Origin of the sequence: Flavobacterium cheniae, from assembly GCF_004363695.1 — a bacterium.
GTDB lineage: Bacteria > Bacteroidota > Bacteroidia > Flavobacteriales > Flavobacteriaceae > Flavobacterium > Flavobacterium cheniae.
In genome coordinates this window covers 310201-330641 of record NZ_SNZC01000003.1, presented here as the reverse complement: position 1 = coordinate 330641, position 20441 = coordinate 310201, and the positions used below count along the sequence as shown (strand labels likewise).

General features: G+C 31.5%; 16 protein-coding genes. 5 read left to right on the top strand and 11 right to left on the bottom strand.

Features of this window, described 5'->3' with window-relative positions; genetic code table 11:
• The 6 genes from gyrB to C8D80_RS10300 form a co-directional block, all read right to left on the bottom strand.
• A complete protein-coding gene (gene gyrB, locus C8D80_RS10325) occupies nucleotides 1-1941 on the bottom strand; it encodes a DNA topoisomerase (ATP-hydrolyzing) subunit B (RefSeq protein ID WP_133610054.1) in 1941 nt (646 codons plus the stop codon).
• A gap of 260 nt (nucleotides 1942-2201) precedes the next feature.
• Nucleotides 2202-3818, bottom strand: a complete 1617-nt coding sequence (gene asnB / locus C8D80_RS10320; RefSeq protein ID WP_133610052.1) for an asparagine synthase B — start codon at nucleotides 3816-3818, stop codon at nucleotides 2202-2204.
• Nucleotides 3819-4053: 235 nt separating this feature from the next.
• On the bottom strand, nucleotides 4054-4503 hold the full coding sequence (locus C8D80_RS10315) for a GreA/GreB family elongation factor (protein ID WP_133610050.1): 450 nt from the start codon (nucleotides 4501-4503) through the stop codon (nucleotides 4054-4056).
• Nucleotides 4504-4542: 39 nt separating this feature from the next.
• Complete coding sequence (locus tag C8D80_RS10310) at nucleotides 4543-4866, bottom strand: hypothetical protein (protein ID WP_133610047.1); 324 nt, start codon at nucleotides 4864-4866, stop codon at nucleotides 4543-4545.
• Between the two features lie 127 nt (nucleotides 4867-4993).
• Entirely contained in the window at nucleotides 4994-6748 is a 1755-nt protein-coding gene (locus C8D80_RS10305) for a porin family protein (protein ID WP_133610045.1), read from the bottom strand.
• A gap of 67 nt (nucleotides 6749-6815) precedes the next feature.
• Nucleotides 6816-9827, bottom strand: a complete 3012-nt coding sequence (locus C8D80_RS10300) for a tetratricopeptide repeat protein (RefSeq protein WP_133610043.1) — start codon at nucleotides 9825-9827, stop codon at nucleotides 6816-6818.
• Nucleotides 9828-10015: 188 nt separating this feature from the next.
• Here C8D80_RS10300 and C8D80_RS10295 point away from each other — a divergent pair, with 188 nt between their 5' ends.
• The 3 genes from C8D80_RS10295 to C8D80_RS10285 are packed head-to-tail and all read left to right on the top strand — an operon-like array spanning nucleotide 10016 to nucleotide 12741.
• Nucleotides 10016-10699, top strand: a complete 684-nt coding sequence (locus C8D80_RS10295; protein WP_133610041.1) for a cell division ATP-binding protein FtsE — start codon at nucleotides 10016-10018, stop codon at nucleotides 10697-10699.
• Nucleotides 10700-11587 carry a glycosyltransferase family 2 protein gene (locus tag C8D80_RS10290; RefSeq protein WP_133610038.1) on the top strand — a complete coding sequence of 296 codons (888 nt, stop codon included), beginning with the start codon at nucleotides 10700-10702 and terminating at the stop codon, nucleotides 11585-11587.
• Nucleotides 11584-12741 carry a glycosyltransferase family 4 protein gene (locus C8D80_RS10285; protein WP_133610036.1) on the top strand — a complete coding sequence of 386 codons (1158 nt, stop codon included), beginning with the start codon at nucleotides 11584-11586 and terminating at the stop codon, nucleotides 12739-12741. The genes C8D80_RS10290 and C8D80_RS10285 overlap by 4 nt, the downstream gene beginning before the upstream one ends.
• On the opposite strand, the gene C8D80_RS10280 is transcribed toward C8D80_RS10285, so the two are convergent.
• Both C8D80_RS10280 and C8D80_RS10275 read right to left on the bottom strand, forming a co-directional pair.
• Entirely contained in the window at nucleotides 12721-13116 is a 396-nt protein-coding gene (locus tag C8D80_RS10280) for a sugar 3,4-ketoisomerase (RefSeq protein ID WP_133610034.1), read from the bottom strand. The two genes, C8D80_RS10285 and C8D80_RS10280, sit on opposite strands and share 21 nt — an antisense overlap.
• Nucleotides 13106-14176, bottom strand: a complete 1071-nt coding sequence (locus C8D80_RS10275; protein WP_133610032.1) for a glycosyltransferase — start codon at nucleotides 14174-14176, stop codon at nucleotides 13106-13108. Before C8D80_RS10275 ends, C8D80_RS10280 begins: the two co-directional genes overlap by 11 nt.
• A gap of 53 nt (nucleotides 14177-14229) precedes the next feature.
• Here C8D80_RS10275 and C8D80_RS10270 point away from each other — a divergent pair, with 53 nt between their 5' ends.
• Entirely contained in the window at nucleotides 14230-15105 is an 876-nt protein-coding gene (locus C8D80_RS10270) for a glycosyltransferase (RefSeq protein WP_133610030.1), read from the top strand.
• Here the strand turns inward: C8D80_RS10270 and C8D80_RS10265 are convergent.
• The 3 genes from C8D80_RS10265 to C8D80_RS10255 all read right to left on the bottom strand — a co-directional run bounded on the left by C8D80_RS10265 (nucleotide 15102) and on the right by C8D80_RS10255 (nucleotide 18462).
• A complete protein-coding gene (locus tag C8D80_RS10265; protein WP_242004801.1) occupies nucleotides 15102-16289 on the bottom strand; it encodes an O-antigen translocase in 1188 nt (395 codons plus the stop codon). The two genes, C8D80_RS10270 and C8D80_RS10265, sit on opposite strands and share 4 nt — an antisense overlap.
• A 95-nt stretch (nucleotides 16290-16384) precedes the next feature.
• On the bottom strand, nucleotides 16385-17485 hold the full coding sequence (locus tag C8D80_RS10260; RefSeq protein WP_133610026.1) for a DegT/DnrJ/EryC1/StrS family aminotransferase: 1101 nt from the start codon (nucleotides 17483-17485) through the stop codon (nucleotides 16385-16387).
• On the bottom strand, nucleotides 17482-18462 hold the full coding sequence (locus C8D80_RS10255; protein WP_133610024.1) for a GNAT family N-acetyltransferase: 981 nt from the start codon (nucleotides 18460-18462) through the stop codon (nucleotides 17482-17484). The genes C8D80_RS10260 and C8D80_RS10255 overlap by 4 nt, the downstream gene beginning before the upstream one ends.
• A 109-nt stretch (nucleotides 18463-18571) precedes the next feature.
• On the opposite strand from C8D80_RS10255, the gene C8D80_RS10250 reads away from it, so the two are divergent.
• A complete protein-coding gene (locus tag C8D80_RS10250) occupies nucleotides 18572-20359 on the top strand; it encodes a T9SS type B sorting domain-containing protein (RefSeq protein ID WP_133610022.1) in 1788 nt (595 codons plus the stop codon).
• The last annotated feature ends 82 nt before the right edge of the window (nucleotides 20360-20441 follow it).

Sequence of the window (20441 nt, the reverse complement as noted above, 5' to 3'; positions counted from 1 at the left end):
TTACGCATCAATTTTTGCGTAAGAAGCATTTTTCTCGATAAATTCTCTACGAGGTGGCACCTCATCACCCATTAACATAGAGAAAACTCTATCAGCTTCTGCTAAACTATCAATAGTTACTTGTCTGAATGTTCTGTTTTCTGGATTTAAAGTGGTTTCCCATAATTGCTCAGCATTCATTTCCCCAAGACCTTTATAACGTTGAATAGCAGCACTTCCACCCATTCTTTCGTTAGCTACATCACGTTGAACGTCATTCCAAGCATACTCTTTTTTGTTTCCTTTTTTAACTAAATATAAAGGTGGAGCCGCAATATATACGTGTCCTTTTTCAATAAGTTCTTTCATATAACGGAAAAAGAACGTTAAAATTAAGGTAGAAATGTGAGAACCATCGACATCGGCATCACACATAATCACTACTTTGTGGTAACGTAATTTTTCTAAATTTAATGCTTTTGAATCTTCAGCTGTTCCGATTGTAACTCCCAATGCGGTAAAAATATTTCGAATTTCTTCGTTTTCAAATACTTTATGTTGCATTGCTTTTTCTACATTCAAAATCTTACCACGTAAAGGTAAAATCGCTTGGAAAAATCGGTCACGACCTTGTTTAGCTGTTCCACCCGCCGAATCTCCCTCGACAAGGAAAATCTCGCATTTTGCTGGATCTTGTTCTGAACAATCAGATAATTTACCAGGTAATCCACCGCCACCCATAACGGTTTTACGTTGTACCATTTCACGTGCTTTTTTAGCAGCGTGACGGGCTTGAGCAGCCAAAATTACTTTTTGAACAATGATTTTTGCATCATTTGGATTTTCTTCCAAATAATTTTCTAACATTTCTGAAACCGCTTGAGAAACTGGAGAAACTACTTCTCTATTCCCTAATTTGGTTTTGGTTTGACCTTCAAATTGTGGTTCTTGTACTTTTACCGAAATAATAGCTGTTAAACCTTCACGAAAGTCATCTCCAGAAATTTCAAATTTTAATTTATCTAACAATCCAGAAGCATCCGCATATTTTTTCAACGTACGCGTTAATCCCATACGGAAACCTTGCAAATGTGTTCCTCCTTCGTGTGTATTGATATTATTTACATAAGAGAAAATATTCTCAGTGTAACTTGTATTGTAAATTAAAGCAACCTCAACTGGAATTTCGCTTTTTTCATGTTCCATGCTAATTACATGAGAAATAATTGGTTCACGATTTCCATCTAAAAACTTAACGAATTCTTTTAAACCTTCTTTTGAATGGAATGTTTCTACTGGTTGAGAACCATCATCCGCTAAATGTCTTTTATCTGTTAACGTGATGGTAATTCCTTTGTTCAAGAAAGAAAGTTCACGCAAACGAGCTGCTAAAGTATCGTAAGAATATTCTAAAGTTTGGGTAAAAATAGTAGCATCTGGTTTAAAAGTAACCATTGTACCTCTTTTATCAGTAGTTCCAATTTGTTTAACTGGATACATTGCTTTACCTCTTTCGTATTCTTGCTCATAGATTTTACCTTCACGGTAAACTGTTGCACGTAAATGATCAGAAAGTGCGTTAACACACGAAACTCCAACACCATGCAAACCTCCAGAAACTTTATATGAATCTTTATCGAATTTACCTCCAGCACCAATTTTAGTCATTACAACCTCAAGTGCAGAAACACCTTCTTTTTTATGTAAATCAACTGGAATACCACGACCGTTATCTTCAACTGTAATCGAATTATCTTCATTAATTGCAACATAAATAGTATCACAATGTCCTGCTAATGCCTCATCAATTGAGTTATCTACAACTTCATAAACTAAATGGTGTAATCCACGAACTCCAGTATCTCCAATATACATGGAAGGACGCATTCTTACGTGCTCCATTCCTTCTAATGCCTGAATACTGTCAGCCGAATAACTACCTTTTTTATTTTCTTCACTCATAATATTTGTGCTAAATAAAGTATTTTTATATCAACAAATATAAGTAAATAGACAAAAAGAAGAAATAAAAACCATAGCAACTCAACACTAAGTTATCAACAATTGTTAATTTTTGACAAAAGTGCCTTAAATCGAATAAAAATAGCCTTATTTTAAATTTTTGATAATTTTTTAATTTCCTCAAAACAGAAGAAATAAAAAAAACCTCTTTAAAGCGAAATTAAAGAGGCCTTTCAAAACAACAAACCTAATAAAAAATACTAAACCACTTCTTTTTCTACTGCAATAGACACATCCGCTTTCACGTGAGCTGCATTTGCTCTACCACTTGGATCTTGGTTTTCTTGCCATTTTGGAATCCATTTGCGAACTGTTTGTGCCGCACTATCTTGCGGAAAATGCTTATGAAAAATTCTTCTATAATAAAACGCTTCTTTCGTAACTGGCGTATTATAAGGAAAGAACAGTTTTGCTTTTTCAAATTCTTCATCCGTTACTTGACTTGAACAATACTCGATTAAAGTATCAATCCAGTTGTAACCTACTCCATCAGAAAATTGTTCTTTCTGACGCCATAAAATCTCTTCGGGCAAAAAGGGCTTTTCAGGTGTATCAAATGCTTTTCTTAAAATATATTTTTCAATTCCGTCATAGGTTTTTGGCATTTTTTCTTCGGGTTGAATTTTAATCGCCAAATCCAAAAATGCTTTATCTAAAAACGGTACTCTCGCTTCTAATCCGTGCGCCATGGTTGATTTATCGGCACGAAGCAAATCGGCTGTAAATAACTTTTGAACACGTTCGATAGTTTCTTTTTGGAAATCTAATACCGATGGTGCATTTCGGAAATACAAATAACCACCGAAAATTTCGTCTGCTCCTTCTCCTGATAACACCATTTTGATTCCTTTTTCGGTAATCGCTTTCGACAAGAAATACATTGGCGTACTCGCACGAATTGACGTTACATCATACGTTTCCAAATGCCAAATCAATTTATCTAAAATTTCGATTCCTTGTTCGACTGTGAAATGAATTTCATGGTGTGTAGTTCCAATGAAATCCGCTACTTTTTTTGCTGCAACTAAATCTGGAGCAGAAGCATCTAATCCGATAGAAAACGAATGTAATTCTTGTCCAGTTCCTTCTAACAATCTTGAAGTAATTGAAGCAATTAAAGAAGAATCTAATCCTCCAGAAAGCAATACTCCAAATGGCACATCGCACATTAATCGTTTTTCAACTGCTTGAGTTAAACTCGATTGTAATGCTTGTAAATCTAATTTTTCAACTGCCGGTTCATGCCATTCCCATTCTGGTTTGTAATATTTCACAAAACCTGTTTTTTCGGTGTAATAGTGTCCTGGAGGAAATGTTGAGAATGACTTACATTGGTCGGTAATCGCTTTCATTTCGGAAGCAAAATACAAGCGGCCTCTTTCATCCATACCGTAATACAAAGGTTTTACTCCAAGCGGGTCGCGAGCTACGATATAATCATCACCATCGATAACGATTAGAGCGAAAATTCCGTCTAACATATCACAGAAATCGTAACCAAACTCTTCATACAAATGCACGATAACCTCTGAATCAGATGTAGTTCTAAATGTGTGGTGTTTTAAAGTTGTTTCTCTTAACTTTTTGTGATTGTATATTTCGCCATTATGTACCATCCAAGCGGAACCGGTTCCTTGAATGGGTTGTTTTCCAGTATGCAAATCGACAATTGACAAGCGCTCGTGCGCCAAAATGTGACCTTTCTCGGTTACATAAATATCACTTTCATCTGGACCACGATGGCTCATTCTTTTAGACAATTGCTGTACTAATGTTGCTTCTTTTCCTTTTCCTATAATGGCTAATATTCCACACATAATCTTTAAGTTTAATCGTTGAAATGTTTAATTATTTAAGTGATATAAATGATTCACTTAATTTGATGAAGCAAAATTGAATATATAAGTTTAAATAATAAACCTTAAAATCAATTTTAGTTACAATACATAACTAAAAAACGATTTTTTAATTAAATCAGAAACTTTAAAAGTGGTTTTGAGTTTGTTTTGGTTACAAATCATAAAAAAACCACTCGAGTGAGTGGTTTACATTTTATTCAATTGCTTTAATTTGGAATCGATTGTTATTGATTTCAACCTCATCTCCGAGACTTTTCCCCATTAATTGACTTCCTAATGGCGATTGTGGTGAAACAGCAATTATCGTCTTATTTTCGAGTTGGATTTTTGGCAAAGCGGCGCTGATATAAAACAGCATTTCATTGGTTTGAACTAAACTTCCCAGAGCAACTTTGGTATGAATTGCATCCGCATCAATTTTATCAACGCTATTTTTTTGACCGATGATTTCTGCTAATTTTTGATTGAGTTTTTCTTGCTCCAAATGCATCATCGATAAAGCGGTTTCGTGCTTATCGCCAGCCGAACCTTTCGCATCGTTTTGCGCATCTTGAGCTAAATCGGAAATCATAAAACGCAATTCGCTTATTTTTTCAGATAATAGGTTTTGATAATGGGATTTTATTTTTTGTTTGAATGTCATGGTTTATAGCAAAGTTCGTAATGTAAGGTGCTAAGTTTATTATTTTTCTGCTATTCTTACCAATTTCACAAACCTGTTTTCATTATTAATAAAAGTAATTGTATCTTGAATATATTCATTTTTAAAAATAACAACGGTTAATTCTTTATCACCAATTGGAAAACCTTTAATTTGATGGATTTCGAAATATCCTTGTTCATCTGTAAATCCTAGAGTATCACCCTTTTTAAAATCTGTTATCAGAACATCAGAAATTGGCTTATGTGTTTCATTATCAACAATCATTCCATCAATAGACTGAAAGCCATCACAAGAAACCAAAAGAAAAAATAAAGCCGATAGAATAAAAAATTTAAAATACATTTTGATTTTTTACTGATTAAAAACCTAATAAAACCGATTACTCAACTTCAAAATTCGTTGTTCAAAATTAAATATTCAAAATTTTTTAACATTGAACAACGAACTTGGAATTTTGAATGTTGAAGTTTTAGAAATCGAACTTATAGTTTGCCCCTAACAACACCTGAATCCCTTGTACTGGGAAATTTGCCCAACGGTTGTATTGTTGATTGGCCAAGTTGTTTCCTTTTAAGAAAGCGGTTAATCTTGCGTTGTATTTGTAGCCTACGTGAGCATTCAAATCGAAATAGCTATCTAAAGTTATTGCTGTTGTAGTGAAAGTTCCTGGATTAATCGTTAAATCATCTTGAATTGAAACTAAATCTTTTCTTTCGCCAACAAAAAACACATTCGCTCCTGCGTACCATTTTTCGTTGATATCAAAATCTACGGTTGAACCAATTTTCAATTGTGGTAAATTCCAAGCTTCCGCTTGTGTATCGGTTGAGTAATTATTGTATGTTCCGTTGATTCCGAAAGTTACATTTTTAGAGAAATCGGCTTTCAATTCCCCGAAAATACTTAGCGTGTTCAAATCGTCATACACAACTCCGAATGAATTTCCATAAGCATAACCATTTGTATTTGTTCCAGTTCCATCAAAACCATTGCTTACAAATAACGCTCTATCTGCTTGATTTTTATTAGAAGCTCTAACATTGAACGCTACTGAATTGGCTAATTTACCTTTCATCCCAACATACAAATCAAATTTATTATCCGTTGGCGCAATAAATAACGTTGGCGAGACAAACGGATTTTGATCTACGAAATCAGCATACGAATTTTGCTCTAAATCACCTTCTGCTCCAGCGTAAGCGACTAAAATATCACCTACTAATTTATAAGATGCTTTGATGTTTGGATAAATAAAAATCTTCCCATCACTTTCTTCATTGATTTTTGCAGTTGCATAATATACTCCAGCTCCAATTTGAACCGATAAATCATCTTGTTGGTATAAAATACTTGGTTTTGTTCCTGCAATAATAGTGCTGTATTTTAATTCCGAATCTACATCGTACATTCTTTCAAAACTTCCACCTACATAATCTACTACGAAATCTGCTTTAACTTTTTGATTCATCACATCGAAATCGAAATTTGGCTTGATGAAAAAACGATTTTCTCCTGAATCCAATCCGTCCGAAAAACGTTTGAATTGCATGCTAGCATCATTAAAAATTCCGTCTTTAAAACTCATTTTTCCGCCTAAAGCGATTGTATTGTAAGTTTGTTTTGAATCGATTCCTGCAATCGTTGGATCATCAAAGAAAATGGTTTCTGTTGGTAAACCGTACCAATTGTAAATTTGGTTTTTCACGCCTAAATCTACATTCCAACTCATATCGCGTTCACGAACTCCGTACGTTACATCTAAACTTGTGTTGTAGAATTTATCATCTAAAACCAAATCTTTAATTCCGCCTTGAGACGACAAATGACGTAACATTCCGCCTACGTAATTGCTTCTACTTAAATTTTGTGTAATGAACAATTCTGCGTTGATAGTTGGGTAATTTCCGAAACCTAACGTGGCGTAATTGTTGTATAATTTTTCTTTTTCAATTTTGTCCACACCAGCTGCTTTTCCTTTTGCTGGCGTAAACGTTGAAGCAACCGGAAACGAGAAAATATTGTACTGAATTACTTCTTTTTGCTGATTGTCTTCGTCATCTAACAATGGCGTTTCTTTTACCTTAAAGGCATCTGAAATAGTTGGTGTGTATGGTTTCACAATGTTTACCACTTCCGAACCAATGTTTTCATCTTTTACTTGGGCAAAAGAAAATTGGATTCCGAATACGACTAAAACTAAGGCGATTATATTTAATTTCTTCATTTTCTATATTTTTAAATGAGATACTAGATACTGAAACAAGTACAGTATGACAATTATCTGATTTTTATTAATTTGTGATTGATGAATTACGTTTAGCTTCTTCTCCTTTGATGAAATCTAATTCTTTTTGAGCTTCTTCGATTACATCTGTATATTCTTTGAAGTTTTCAATAACACTTTCTAAAATGTAAGTCGCTTGAAAACTATCTTTTAATCCGTAGAAGTTTTTCGCCATAATTACTAAACTCTTCGCTCCGTAATATTTGTATCCTGAATAATCTTGAGCAATTTTTTGCACTACAACATTTGATGGTTCAAACTTGCCTTCTTTATTCTTGAAATAGGCATCGTAATACAAAGCTTCGGCTGCTAATTCACCTTTTGCAATTTTTTGAAGTTTTGCATACGCTTCTTTCGCTTTAGCTTCATCATTTGTTTTAATAGCAGAACGCGCTACGATAATTTGAGCATCACTTTTAATTCTGTCATCGATTTTGTCGTTTTTCAATACTTTATCAGCATATACAACGGCATTAGTGAAATCTTGTTTTTCGTAATATGATTTCATTAAATTAGATTGTGCATACGTAGTATTTTGCGGGAAATCTGCTTCGGTTTCCAAACGTTTTAAAACTGGAATCGCGCTGTCGTAATTTTTAGCTTTCAAATGAACTTGACACAAACGCGCTAAAGCTTGTTCGGTGAATTCGTTTCTTGGTTTTGAAACTACAAACTCGTAATGTTTTACTGAATTTGATTCTAAGTTATCTGCAAAATATAATTGCGCTAAGTAGAAATTCGCTTTCAAAGCATGTAATCCGTTTGGAAATTTACTCACATAACTTGAGAATCCTGAAATAGCTTGCTTGCTGTTGTTTTGTAAATATTGTTTTTCAGCCGATTCGTAGGTATCGTTATCTAAATCCGCATCAGAAACTTCTACAAATGATAAGGTTTTAACCCAAGCCGCATATTCATCCACTTGACCTTTATCTACATAAATCAAACGAGCTGTTGAAACGGCTTCGATAGATTCTGGTGAATTTGGATATTCTGCAACCACTTTTTTAAATTTCCCTAGAGCTAAATCTTCTTTGCTTGAGTTATAGTAAATCAAACCTTGTTTTAAAATGGCTTTTGCCACATACGAACTAGATTTGTATCCGCTGATTAATTTATCATAAGTTGCAATTCCTTTGTCGTTTTGATTTTGATTTACGTAAGTATTACCTAATTCATACAAAGCATCATCTGCATATTGAGAAGAAGGATATGTTTTTACAAATTTCTCTAAATCTTCAATTTTACGATCTGGTTTGCTCACAAATCCGTAGCTAATTCCTTTTTGAAATGCTGCGTAATCAGCATCAACACTTTTCATGTCGATAGCTTTGTTGTAAGCATCCATAGCTGGCCAATATTTTGCTGCCATGAAATTACAATCACCCAAACGTAAATAGGCATCTGTCAATCGAATTTTATCCTCATTTACAGATTTGGTATACGAATCGAAGTATTGAATTGCATTTTCATATTCTTTCAACTTGAAATACGAATACGCTAAGTTGTAATTTGCATTTGCGTATTCAGGAGTATTTGAAGCTTCAGATGAATTCAAAAACTGTTTAAAACTCAATTTTGCTTCTTCAAATTGGTCTAAATTATACTCAGTTTCCGCTTTCCAAAAAGTAGCTCTTGCGGTGAATTTTGCATCTTTATTTTCGGCTAACGATTTTTTAAATAACGCATAAGCACCTTTGTAATCGCCATCGGTATACAATTCTAAACCTCTGTAAAACGTTACTTTTTGATACGCTAATTTATTTTCTGGAGATTTATTTTTTTCTAATAAAACCAACGCTTCTTTATAATTTTTTGAAGTGATATACGAACTAATCAACAACGTATTGATTTCCGATTTATAAGGCGTGTTTGGATATTTAGCCACGTAAGCATTTAATACTTCAGGAACCGATTGATAAGGATTTCCGATTTCGTAACTCAATTTTGCATAATTCAAATACGCATCTTCTTGAATTTTTAAATCAAATTCCATTTCAGAAGCCGTTTTGAAAGCATTTAACGCTTGTTGTTTTTTATCGGTTTTCAAATAACTTTCAGCTAAATGATAGTATGCATTTTGAGCCACAGCATCATTTCCGTCAATGATTTTATTGAATTGTGAAATGGCGTTTTCGTAATCTTTTTGTTGGTAATAGGTGTAACCTAATTGGTAAAAATCGGTATTTGTCCATTTTCCTTTTTTACCATTATAAGCTAATAAATAAGGAAGTGCTTTGTCATATTTTTTCAAATTGAAATAACTTTCACCAATGATTTTAGACAATTCGCTTTTTTCTTCCCCTTTAGATTTTGGCAGTTGTTCTACACCTAAATCAATGGCCTTTTGGAAATTCCCAAGCTTGAAATTCATGTCGGCTTGAAAATATCCCATTTTCTCTTTGTACTTATCTTGGTCTGAAACTTGCTCGAAATATTGATTAGCGCTTTTATAATCATCCGTTTCGTAAGACATATAACCTAAATAATATTTCGCTTGACTTCCAAAAGTCTTCGAATTCACTACCTGGTTGAAGTATTTTGTAGCTTCTTTCGTGTTTTTAGCTGTGAAATACGCATAACCTTTTTGGAAATTATATTTTTCTCTATCGGCTTGCGACATGCTATTCGAATCCGCTTTATCAAACCATTCTAATGATTTTGGATAATTTCCTTGATCAAAATAATAATGCGCTACTTCGATATATGCTTGATTAGTCTTTGTACTCGTTGGATAATCTTCTACAAAACTTTCAACTAAAACGTCTGCTCCCATTTGATCCAAACGAATCGCGCAATTAGCAATATAGTAAGCACAATCCGATTCTACTTCCATATTATCAGTTTTCGATTTTACTTTGTCGAATAAAATTTGGGCTGCTTGGTATTGCTTGTCTTTATACAATTCAACTGCTCTGTTGAACTCCGTTAATTCGTGTGTATAGACAGAAGATTGTTGGGCAAAAAGTGTTCCCGAGAAGAACAACACTAAAAAAGAAAGTTTTAAATACTTTATCATTTGATTCGTTATTTATAAGTTCCAAATATAAGGCTTATTGAAAGTATTAACGAAGGTTCTTAACATATTATTGTACAATTTTTGAACATAGTTTTTAACCAAATACACAATTTTTAATTGAAATCAACTTAAAATTTTGATACAGAACCATAAGTTATTACTTTTACATTTTAAAATCCATCAAAAATATGTCACAAACAGTTCTATCCTTAAAAAACGTAACGATTTATCAAGATAAAAATCCAGTTTTAACCGATGTAAACATCGATGTAAAACATGGTGAGTTTCTTTATTTAATTGGTAGAACAGGTTCGGGAAAAAGTAGTTTTTTAAAAACATTGTATGCTGATTTAGCCTTAACGGATGGCGAAGGCAGCATAGTGGATTACGATTTAAACACTTTAAAAGAAGACGACATTCCGTATTTGAGAAGAAAATTAGGCGTAGTTTTCCAAGACTTTAAATTACTTTCTGACAGAAGTGTAAAAGAAAATCTATTATTCGTTCTTAAAGCAACAGGCTGGACAGAAAAAGAAGAAATGGAAGTTAAAATCGAAGAAGTTTTAGATAAAGTTGGAATGAAAGGTTTTGCTAATAAAATGCCACACCAACTTTCTGGTGGAGAACAACAACGTGTTGGGATTGCAAGAGCTTTATTAAACGATCCAGAAATCATTTTAGCCGATGAACCAACAGGAAATCTTGACCCACAAACTAGTGTAGAAATCATGGAAGTACTTCGCAAAATTAATGCGAATGGAAAAACTATTTTAATGGCAACTCACGATTATGCTTTAGTTTTAAAATACCCTTCAAAAACTTTAAAATTTGAAGGTGGAAAAATGTTCGAAGTAGTTCAAAGATCGGTGTAAATGCTATCGATTTTAATAACGATATACCATTACAATCTTTTGCCTTTAGTAAAAGAAATTCATCAACAATGTCTTGATTTAGGAATCGATTTTGAGATTTTAACACAAGATGACGCCTCAAATTCGATTCATAATGTAGAGAACGAGAAAATCAATTTACTTTCTCATTGTAGTTATGTTTCTTTGGAGAAAAATGTAGGTTATCGTGAAAATAAAAATATTTTAGTTAGTCAATCTCAATATGAAAATTTACTAATTTTAGATGGCGATTGTGTTTTACCTTTTCCAAATTTCATAAAAAATTTCGTTGATCAAATTCCTGATTACGAAGTAGTATATGGTGGAAGAATTCACGCTGAAAAAGCACCATCAAATCAACAATTGCTTCGTTGGAAATATGGCAAATTCATGGAAGATCAAACGGTTGACCAAAGAAATAAAAATACCTATCGAGCTACTTTGTTCAATAACACTTTGATAAAAAAATCGGTTTTTAATCGCATTAAATTTGATAGTTCTTTTAAAAAATATGGTCACGATGACACGCTTTTTTCTTTTGAACTTCAAAAAATGAACGCTAAAATCAAACATATTCATAATCCAGTTCAACATGACGATATTGATACCAATGCCGTTTATTTTGAAAAAACTAAAAACTCGTTAGATAATTTATACTTACTTTATAAAAAACAACTTATTACTAAAGAATACAGCAAAATGGTAAGCTTAGTTTCTAATTTAGATACATTTAAAATCACGTATTTGTTAGCTGTTTTTTATTCTGTTTTTGGAAAATTTTTAGAGCATCAACTTAAAGGAAATAATCCGTCTTTGTTTGTTTTCAATGTGTTTCGATTGACCTATTTTAGTAAAATTTATATTGGATGAAAATACTGATTATCAATAATTTTAATAGTGAAAATCGACTTGGAGGAGTTGAACACTATTTGCATGAATTGATTCAGTATGCCGAAAAAAACAATTCTGATTACATCTTTAAATGGTTTGGGAAGGATAAAATAAAAACCAATTGGGTTGAAAAAATCTACCACAAAACCATCACGCAAGAAATTATTCGAGAAATTGAAAGTTTTCAACCTGACGTAATTCACTGTTTCAGCATTGGCGCACCAGTAACACCACATTTCATGGAATTTGCGAAATCTAAAGGAATTCCGATTGTGTTTTCTTTTCGCGATTATTATTACATCTGCCCGAAAAACTATATGCTGAATGATAAAAATGAAGTACTTCATAAACACGAAAGCGCTTTAGAATGTATTTTACATCATCAACCAAAACGAAATATTTTGTTTGATACTTTGTTGTATTTAAAACAATCGCATCATAAAAGTATTATCAAAAAACATATTGATTATTTTTTAACGCCATCCGAAAATTTAACACAATTTGTTTCAAAACATTTTAAAAAAGAAGGCAAAACATTAGCAAATCCAATACTTATAGAGCAAAACCAAAATTCCAATTCAGAAGGAAACTATATTATGTTTGTTGGGAGATTGGTTCCCGAAAAAGGGATTTTGACTTTATTAAAAGCATTTCAAAACATTTCCAAACAATTTCCAAATGAGAAATTATGGATAGTTGGAGATGGTAATCAAATAGAAGAACTTCAAATTTTTATAGAAAATAACGAACTGAAAAACGTTTCATTTTTAGGAAATAAATCACGTGAAGAATTACATAAAATTTATGCTAATTCGAAATTTTCAGTGGTTCCGAGTGAATATTTAGAAGCGTATGGCAATGTAATTTTAGAAAGTCTTGCTTTTGGTAAAACAGTAATCACAAGTGATTTAGTTGGAATTAAAAATGAAATTGAGCAATATAATGTAGGACTAACTTATTCCTTCAAAAATCAGGAAGCATTGGAAGAAAAAATGGTCGAACTTCTTTCAAATTCAGGTTTAAAAAGCGAATTAGAAAATAATATTCCAAATTATTTAGTTACTAAAACATTTGCAAAACATTTTTCAGATTTAGTAAACGTTTATGAAAATTTACTTAGCCGAAATCGCTAAAAAATCTTCAAATCCTCTGATGTAATCTGCTTCTTCAAACACATCAGAAGCCACTACTAAACAAACTGCTCCCGAAGAAAAGTTTTTCAATTCACGCCAAATACCATTGGTAATTAATAAACCTTCAAAAGGTTTGTTTAAAGTAACTATTTTTTCCTCTTTTCCGTCGTTTAGAATTACATCAAAACTTCCTGAAAGCGCTACTAAAAACTGCTGTAATTTTTTATGTGCATGTCCGCCACGTTCTGCTCCAGCAGGAACATCGTACAAATAGTAAACGCGTTTGATTTCAAACGGCACCACTTCCTTTTCGATAACGGATAAATTACCTCTTGGATCTTCAATCTTAGGGATATTTACAATTTTAATTTCCATAATTTAACATCTGTAACCATTGGTTTACTACAACTTCCGACTGAAATTTTGCAACACTCGAAACCGAGTTATTTTTGCAATTTTGATATAAAATTTCGTCTTCAACAAAGATATTCATTTTGTGAGTTAATTCAGTGAAATTCTGATTTTCTACTAAAATCCCATTGTGATTATTGATTATCATTTCGTTTGGACCGCTTTCGCAATCGAATGAAATTACAGGAATTCCAATACTTAATGATTCTAAAATAGTCATTGGAAAACCTTCGTACTGACTTGATAGAACCAAGAACTTCGCATTTGAAATATAATTCAAAACATTTTCTTTAAAACCTAACAAATGAACTTTAGTTTCTAATTTCAAATCAAAAATTTTCTTTTCTAATTTATCTTGCTCTTCTCCTGTTCCTAAGATTACCAAATGAGTGTTTTTCTGAGGCAAATTAGAATTCGCATAACTTTCAATTAGCTTATCAAATTGTTTTAATTGAACTAATCTTCCAACAGCAATTACATATTCAAAAGGTAATTTTTCAGTAGTTGAATACGAACGAATTGAAACCGAATTCGGAATAACTTCAACCAATTTACAATCAAATTTAGTTTCAATTTTTTGTTTGATAAAATTGGAAACCGCTACAATTTTATGAGCTTCTTGAAGCATTTGTTTCGCAATAAAATCATTATCCGTTAAATATGTTTCCAATCTACTACTATGAATGGTATAAATGGAATTTAAATTCCGATAAATAAAATTCAAAAACACCCACTCCATTTTTGGATTGATACGATGACGAAAATCGATTACGTAATCAAATTGCTGGTTTTTTAGGTAATTTCGTAATTTAAAATACTTAACAAACTTCGAATATTGTCCAAAAGCTACTAATTTCCCACCAAACTCATAATCAATTTTGTCTTCTAAAACCAAAGTATGTACTTCTATTCCAGCATCATGAAGCATTTTTGTTGTAGTTCCAAAAACCCTTTCCAAACCACCTTCAGCCAATTTATAGCCAACAATGGCTACTTTTAATGGTTTTTTTGAGTGGTTTTTCATTTCGGTTGAATTAGTTTAGTAATTTAGCATAAAAATAGATTTAAAAACCCAATATGCAAAATTTTCCGCTTGTTAGTGTCATTTGTTTGTCTTACAATCACGAAGCTTACGTAGTGGAAGCCTTGAATTCTGTCATTAATCAAACCTACCCAAATATTGAATTGCTAATTGCAGATGATTGTAGTAGTGATAATTCTATCGGAGTAATTAAAGATTGGGTAAAAAATCATCCTGAAGTACATTTTTCTTCTAATGAAAAGAATTTGGGCAACACCAAAACCTTCAATCAATTGGCTAAAATAGCAAAAGGCGAATTTATCATTGATTTAGCAGCAGATGATTTATTAGTACCGAATTGCATTGAAAAACAAGTTACAACTTTTCAAAATTCAAAGTATAAAAACCTGGGTATTGTTTACGGAAATTTAATCGAAATCGATAAAAACGGAAACTTCCTAAATAATTATTACAAAGAAGAAGATCGTCCAGAAAGTGGTGATATTTACAAAATGGTGATTGGTAGAACAACCAAAATTTGTTCGGTTTCTTCAATGATTAAAAAATCGGTTTTGGAAAAATTGGGATATTATGACGAAGATTTGGCCTACGAAGATTTAGATTTATGGATTAGAACTTCTAGAGATTTTGAATTTGAATACATTCCTGAAATTTTGGCAAAAAAAAGAATTGTTTCTGATTCTTTAAGTTCTCATTTTTTGATTGAAAACAATTTGAGAGCAAAAAAGTTAAACGAATCTACTTTAAAAATTTTAGTCAAAGCATATCATTTAAACAAAACAAAAGACGAACACAAAGCATTGTTGGGAAGAATTCGATTTGAAATGTATAAATTCATAAAAGCAAAACACTTCAAGTTACTTTTTAAACTTTTTTTATTGGAAATTAAGGTACGTTTGAAAAGCATTTAAGCCTTAAAAATAACTTTTCTAAAATAGACTACCAAAGCTAAAAAGTAAACTACATAAGTAGCTGCATAACTGATTACAGCTCCAATCGCACCATAGATTGGAATCCAAAACCAAGAAGCAACAAAAAAGACTAAAAAAGATATACTTTCAGTAAGAAGATAGCCTTTTAAGTCTTTAATTACATAAAATCGAATTCCTAAAATTAGTGACATTGCTTTGAAAAAATCTCCTACAAGTTGCCAAGCAAATAATTCTCTCACTTGATAAAAATCAGATGTTAGCAATAATTTAATTATAAAATCTTTGCAGAAATAAACACCTATTAAAGTTATTAAAAAAACAGGAATAACTTGTTTAAAAAACTTAGTTGTAATAGCTATTTTTTCATGTTCAGAAGAGGTTTTGATTAATTCTGGTAAGAAATAAAAACTTACTAAAGTTGAAATAAACATAAAATAAAATCCCGAAATTCTCTGCATCGCCTCAAACCAACCTGAAGCTTCAATAGAAACTTCTTTAGCTATAAGATTTCGAATAAAAATGTATAAAATAGGAGTTAAAACAGCCGTAAAAAGTGACATAATTCCAAATGGAATCAATCCTTTTAAAACACTGAAATCGATTTGAATTCTTTTGAAAATAATTCCAAAAGAAAACTCTTTAAAAAAATAAAAACTTGAAAATAAAAACAATAAAAAAGAAGTTATGGAAATGGAAACCAAAGCACCAAATACTCCATAAAACCAAATAAAAATAAATGAAGTAAGCAAACTAGCTATATAACCATAAATTGAAATAAAAGTCACTTTTTTGTAATAACTAAAACCATTTAAAACCGTAATAAAAAAGAGATGAAAAACTTGAAATGGAAGAAAAAAAGCAACAAAATTTAAAATAAAATTATACTCCGATTGGCGATTGAAAATCATTTTTCCAAAATACGAATTTCCAAAAATTAAAACGGTAGAAATTAAAAGCGAGAAAAACAAAAGTGTCCAAAAAATAAGGCGTACAAAATGATTTAGTTTTACTCTATCTCGATGATTTTTAGCAACATTTTGTAAAACGCCATTCTGAATTCCAAGTGTTCCAACAGATTCTAATAATGATGTAAAACTTCTCAAATTTCCCATCAAAGCCATTCCTGAAGGACCAACAAAATAGGCAATTACTTTAGATGACAAAAAACCAGTAATTAATCGTATCAGGATGCTAAAACTACTTAGCGAAGTAACTTTAAACAATTGGTTTTGACTTATTTTTTTAAAAATATCCAAAATCAATATTGATTTAAAATTGTAATAATATGTTGGATTTCGGAAGCTTTTAAACCCGAATTCAAAGGAATACTCAAAACCTCATCATGGATTTTCTCAGTGATAGGAAACGATAAATTGTTCCAATTTGATAAAGCTTTTTGTTTGTGAGGTGGAATTGGATAATGAATCATGGTCTCAATTCCGTTCTCTTTTAAAAAATTCTGTAACTCTAATCGGTTTGAAGTTCGAATAACAAATAAATGAAACACGTGATTTTGAGATAAATCCCAACTTGGCATTATAATCTTTTCGTTTTTAATTTCCGAAAGATAGCGTTTTGCCATGCTTCTACGGAATTCATTTTCCGAATCTAATTGCTTCAATTTAATATTCAAAAAAGCCGCTTGCAATTCGTCTAAACGAGAATTTACGCCGATAATTTCGTTTTCATACTTTACTTTCGAACCGTAATTTCGCATAGAAAAAAGCACTTCAGCTAATTCATCATCGTTAGTTGTAATGGCACCTGCATCGCCTAAAGCACCTAAATTTTTTCCAGGATAAAAACTAAAAGCCGCAGCGTTTGATAAATTTCCTGCTTTTTCTTTTTCTGAAAACTGACTTCCGTGCGCTTGAGCTGCATCTTCAATAACCAATAAATTATGCTTTTGAGCTATTTCATTAATAACTTTCATTTCACACAATTGACCGTAAAGATGAACAGGTAAAATGGCTTTTGTTTTTGAAGTTATTTTAGCTTCAATTTCATCTGGATTGATGTTGAAAGTTTTTAATCTAGGTTCGACTAAAACAGGAACTAAATCAGCTTGTAAAACCGCTAGAATACTAGCAACATAAGTATTTGCTGGAACAATAACTTCATCTCCTTTTTCAAGTTTTCCTAAATGAATATAAGCCTTAAAAATCAAAACTAAAGCATCTAAACCATTTCCAACACCAATACAATGTTTCGTACCACAATAGGTGGCAAAATCGGTTTCAAATTGCTTGACTTCATTACCTAAAATATACCAACCACCATCTAGAAATTGCTTCATCTTTTTCTGAAAAGCAACTTCAAAAGGTTGATTTAGTTTTCTTAAATTTAGGAAATGTATCATAGTAAAACGTTATCTAAAAGTGTGTGGTTTTTTATTTCAACTTCGTAAAAATCTTGTGTAATAGCTCTTGCGCCAAAACTTTCTTTCCAATACAACAAACCTTCATTTATATTTTTACCCTGATTTTCATTGGAAATTCCGAAATCGAAATATTTTTTGTCTTTAAAAACGCTAGAAATTAAATAATCGTGTAAAAAATCTAAACTTCCTAATTCGTTTTTATCTGAATTACCAGAAATATATTGAGAATGCGCTACTAAATCCGTTTCAAAAATGGTTGTTCCAGCCACAATTTTATCGTTTTGATATACATTAAATTGTCGGATATTTTTTGGAAATTTACTAAACAACAACTGAATTTCTTCTAATGAATGAACTGGTTTTGCTTGATGTTTAACTTCTAAATTTGGAATTAAAATTTCATTCCAAAATAATTCAAAATTAGGTTCTTCTTTTACAACTAAATCATTTTTGATTCCTCGTTTAATCCCATTTTTTCTATCACGTGAAAAAGAAAATTTAGTTTTCAAATCTACAACCGACAAAACATCTCTTCTAACCAAATTTCCTTGCATTAAAAACATCAAATATTGCAATTCATCTGAAGGAATTTGATTGTAAATAGTTGGGATTTCTTTGAAAATTATTTTCTGAAATTGTTGTGTGTTCAAATATTCAAAAACAGATTTTGCAATCGAGATAAAATCGGAAAGTTTTGTTTTTTCATGAATTACAATTCCACCATAAGTTAGTCCTTGATGTGAAAAAAGGATTTCTCCTACTCTATTTGCAGGTAAAACAGCAATTAATTCATGACTATCATCAAAAGCAAGCAATGAATAATCTTCAAATCGGTCTTGATGATATTCCATAAAATCACGATGAAATAAAAAAGTAGCATTTTTGGCATTGGCTACAAATTCGTTCCACAAATCATAACGTATTGAACTATATTTTTCTACGTGATACTTTCCCAAACTATTATTTTAAAGCGGAAAATTACTAAATTTTTACGGCATCTGATTTCTTTATTCTGTTTTTTAAAAAAAATATAGTAAATTGGAACCAAATTTTCACTAAATCAGTATGTTGAAAAAATTACTTTGCCTCATTTTTCTATTAGGAATTCTATTACCTACTTTTACAAAAGGTCAAGATATTTCGTTGTTTACCCAAGTAAATGGAAGATACGATTTCACATTTGTAGGAAATACAATGAATATAGCTGAAAATAATCCCACCAATTTCTATGTAACCAATACATCGTCATCTGCAACACTAAATCTAGGTCCGAGTGACACAATTATTAGAGCTTATTTATATTGGGCAGGCAGTGGAGATGGTGATTTTGAAGTTGATTTGAACGGAACAACAATTACTCCTGATAGAACTTTTTCACATTCAAGATTTTTCAACCCTAATACGTTTACTTACTTTAGTGCTTTTAAAGATATTACAACTTTGGTTCAAACAACTGGAAATGGAACTTATACCCTTTCTAATTTAGATATTTCTCCTTTTGAAGCTCTTCATTATAGTAGAAAGACAAATTTTGCAGGTTGGGCAATTTTAATAGTATATGAAAATCCAAGTTTAACATTAAATCAATTAAACATTTATGATGGTTTACAAGGTGTTCCAGATGCCTTACAAATAAATTTAACTAATTTATATGTTCTAAACAATGCTAATGCTAAAGCGGGATTTATCGCTTGGGAAGGAGACTCACAACTAGCTACAGAGAATTTCACTGTTAATAGTACAGTTATTAGTAATCCTTTTAATCCTCCAAATAACGTTTTTAATAGTACTAATTCGGTTACAGGTTCCAACCAATTATACAATATGGATTTGGATATTTACGAAATTGATAGTTATATTTCTATCGGAGACACGAGTGCTTCAATAGCATTAACTTCTTTTCAAGATTTCATCATGATTAACACTGTAGTTACCAAACTAAACAGTCAATTACCTGATGCAACCATTGTACTAGAAAATCCCATTTCCACTTGTAATTCAAGAGAAGTGACAATTGATTTTACAGTTTCAAATTTAAATAGTACTGAAGTTTTACAAGCCAATACTCCAATAACCTTTTATGCTGGAACACAAGCAATAGCAACTGCATACACTCAAAACATAATTCCAATTGGAGGTAGCGAAAATGGAAACATAACTTTAACCATTCCAAGCTCTGTTCCTCTAAATTTTACATTGCTAGCTGTAGTTGACGATACAGGAAATGGCTCTGGAATTGTTACAGAACTAGTAGAAAACAACAACACCTTCCAAATTGATATTGAACTTACAGTTTCTCCAACTTTCAACAATTTAAATTCGATAACTAATTGTAATCTTGGTTTAACTCGAGGCATCTTTGATTTTTCAAGTTACTCTGAATTAGTTAAAACAGATCCAAGTCATATTGTTTCATTTCATGAAAGTTATAATGATGCCGTTCAAAATATAAATCCAATAACAAACACCTCAAACTACGAAGCCCTTTCCACTCCAAAAGAAATTTTTGTACGTATTGATAATGGTTGCTTTTCTGTAACTTCATTCTTTTTATTAACTGAAAATTGTCCTCCTACAGTTTATAATGCAGTTTCTCCAAATGGAGATAATTCAAACGACACATTTTTTATCGATGGACTTCGTGATATTTTCATGAATTTTGAATTATTAATTTACAACCGCTGGGGTAAACATTTATGGACAGGAAACAATAACAAACCCGATTGGAATGGTTATGTAGAAGATGGTGTTGGAAGTACTTTAGCGCCTGCTGGAACTTATTATTATATCCTTTATTTAAATGATCCTAATTATTCCGAACCATTAACAGGTTATCTTTATATAAACCGATAATTTACTATTAACAAAAGTTAAAATTTCTTAAATCCGTTTCTTACATAATTAAAATCGAAGATAATTTTTATCTTTAGCCATT

Excerpts from the sequence above, each read along its gene's own strand:
- C8D80_RS10250 (WP_133610022.1), top strand. The coding sequence starts at position 18,572 with ATGTTGAAAAAATTACTTTGCCTCATTTTTCTATTAGGAATTCTATTA.
- asnB (WP_133610052.1), bottom strand. The coding sequence starts at position 3,818 with ATGTGTGGAATATTAGCCATTATAGGAAAAGGAAAAGAAGCAACATTA.
- C8D80_RS10280 (WP_133610034.1), bottom strand. The coding sequence starts at position 13,116 with ATGGAAATTAAAATTGTAAATATCCCTAAGATTGAAGATCCAAGAGGT.
- C8D80_RS10310 (WP_133610047.1), bottom strand. The coding sequence starts at position 4,866 with ATGTATTTTAAATTTTTTATTCTATCGGCTTTATTTTTTCTTTTGGTT.
- C8D80_RS10300 (WP_133610043.1), bottom strand. The coding sequence starts at position 9,827 with ATGATAAAGTATTTAAAACTTTCTTTTTTAGTGTTGTTCTTCTCGGGA.
- C8D80_RS10315 (WP_133610050.1), bottom strand. The coding sequence starts at position 4,503 with ATGACATTCAAACAAAAAATAAAATCCCATTATCAAAACCTATTATCT.
- gyrB (WP_133610054.1), bottom strand. The coding sequence starts at position 1,941 with ATGAGTGAAGAAAATAAAAAAGGTAGTTATTCGGCTGACAGTATTCAG.
- C8D80_RS10290 (WP_133610038.1), top strand. The coding sequence starts at position 10,700 with ATGCTATCGATTTTAATAACGATATACCATTACAATCTTTTGCCTTTA.
- C8D80_RS10270 (WP_133610030.1), top strand. The coding sequence starts at position 14,230 with ATGCAAAATTTTCCGCTTGTTAGTGTCATTTGTTTGTCTTACAATCAC.
- C8D80_RS10295 (WP_133610041.1), top strand. The coding sequence starts at position 10,016 with ATGTCACAAACAGTTCTATCCTTAAAAAACGTAACGATTTATCAAGAT.
- C8D80_RS10305 (WP_133610045.1), bottom strand. The coding sequence starts at position 6,748 with ATGAAGAAATTAAATATAATCGCCTTAGTTTTAGTCGTATTCGGAATC.
- C8D80_RS10285 (WP_133610036.1), top strand. The coding sequence starts at position 11,584 with ATGAAAATACTGATTATCAATAATTTTAATAGTGAAAATCGACTTGGA.
- C8D80_RS10275 (WP_133610032.1), bottom strand. The coding sequence starts at position 14,176 with ATGAAAAACCACTCAAAAAAACCATTAAAAGTAGCCATTGTTGGCTAT.
- C8D80_RS10260 (WP_133610026.1), bottom strand. The coding sequence starts at position 17,485 with ATGATACATTTCCTAAATTTAAGAAAACTAAATCAACCTTTTGAAGTT.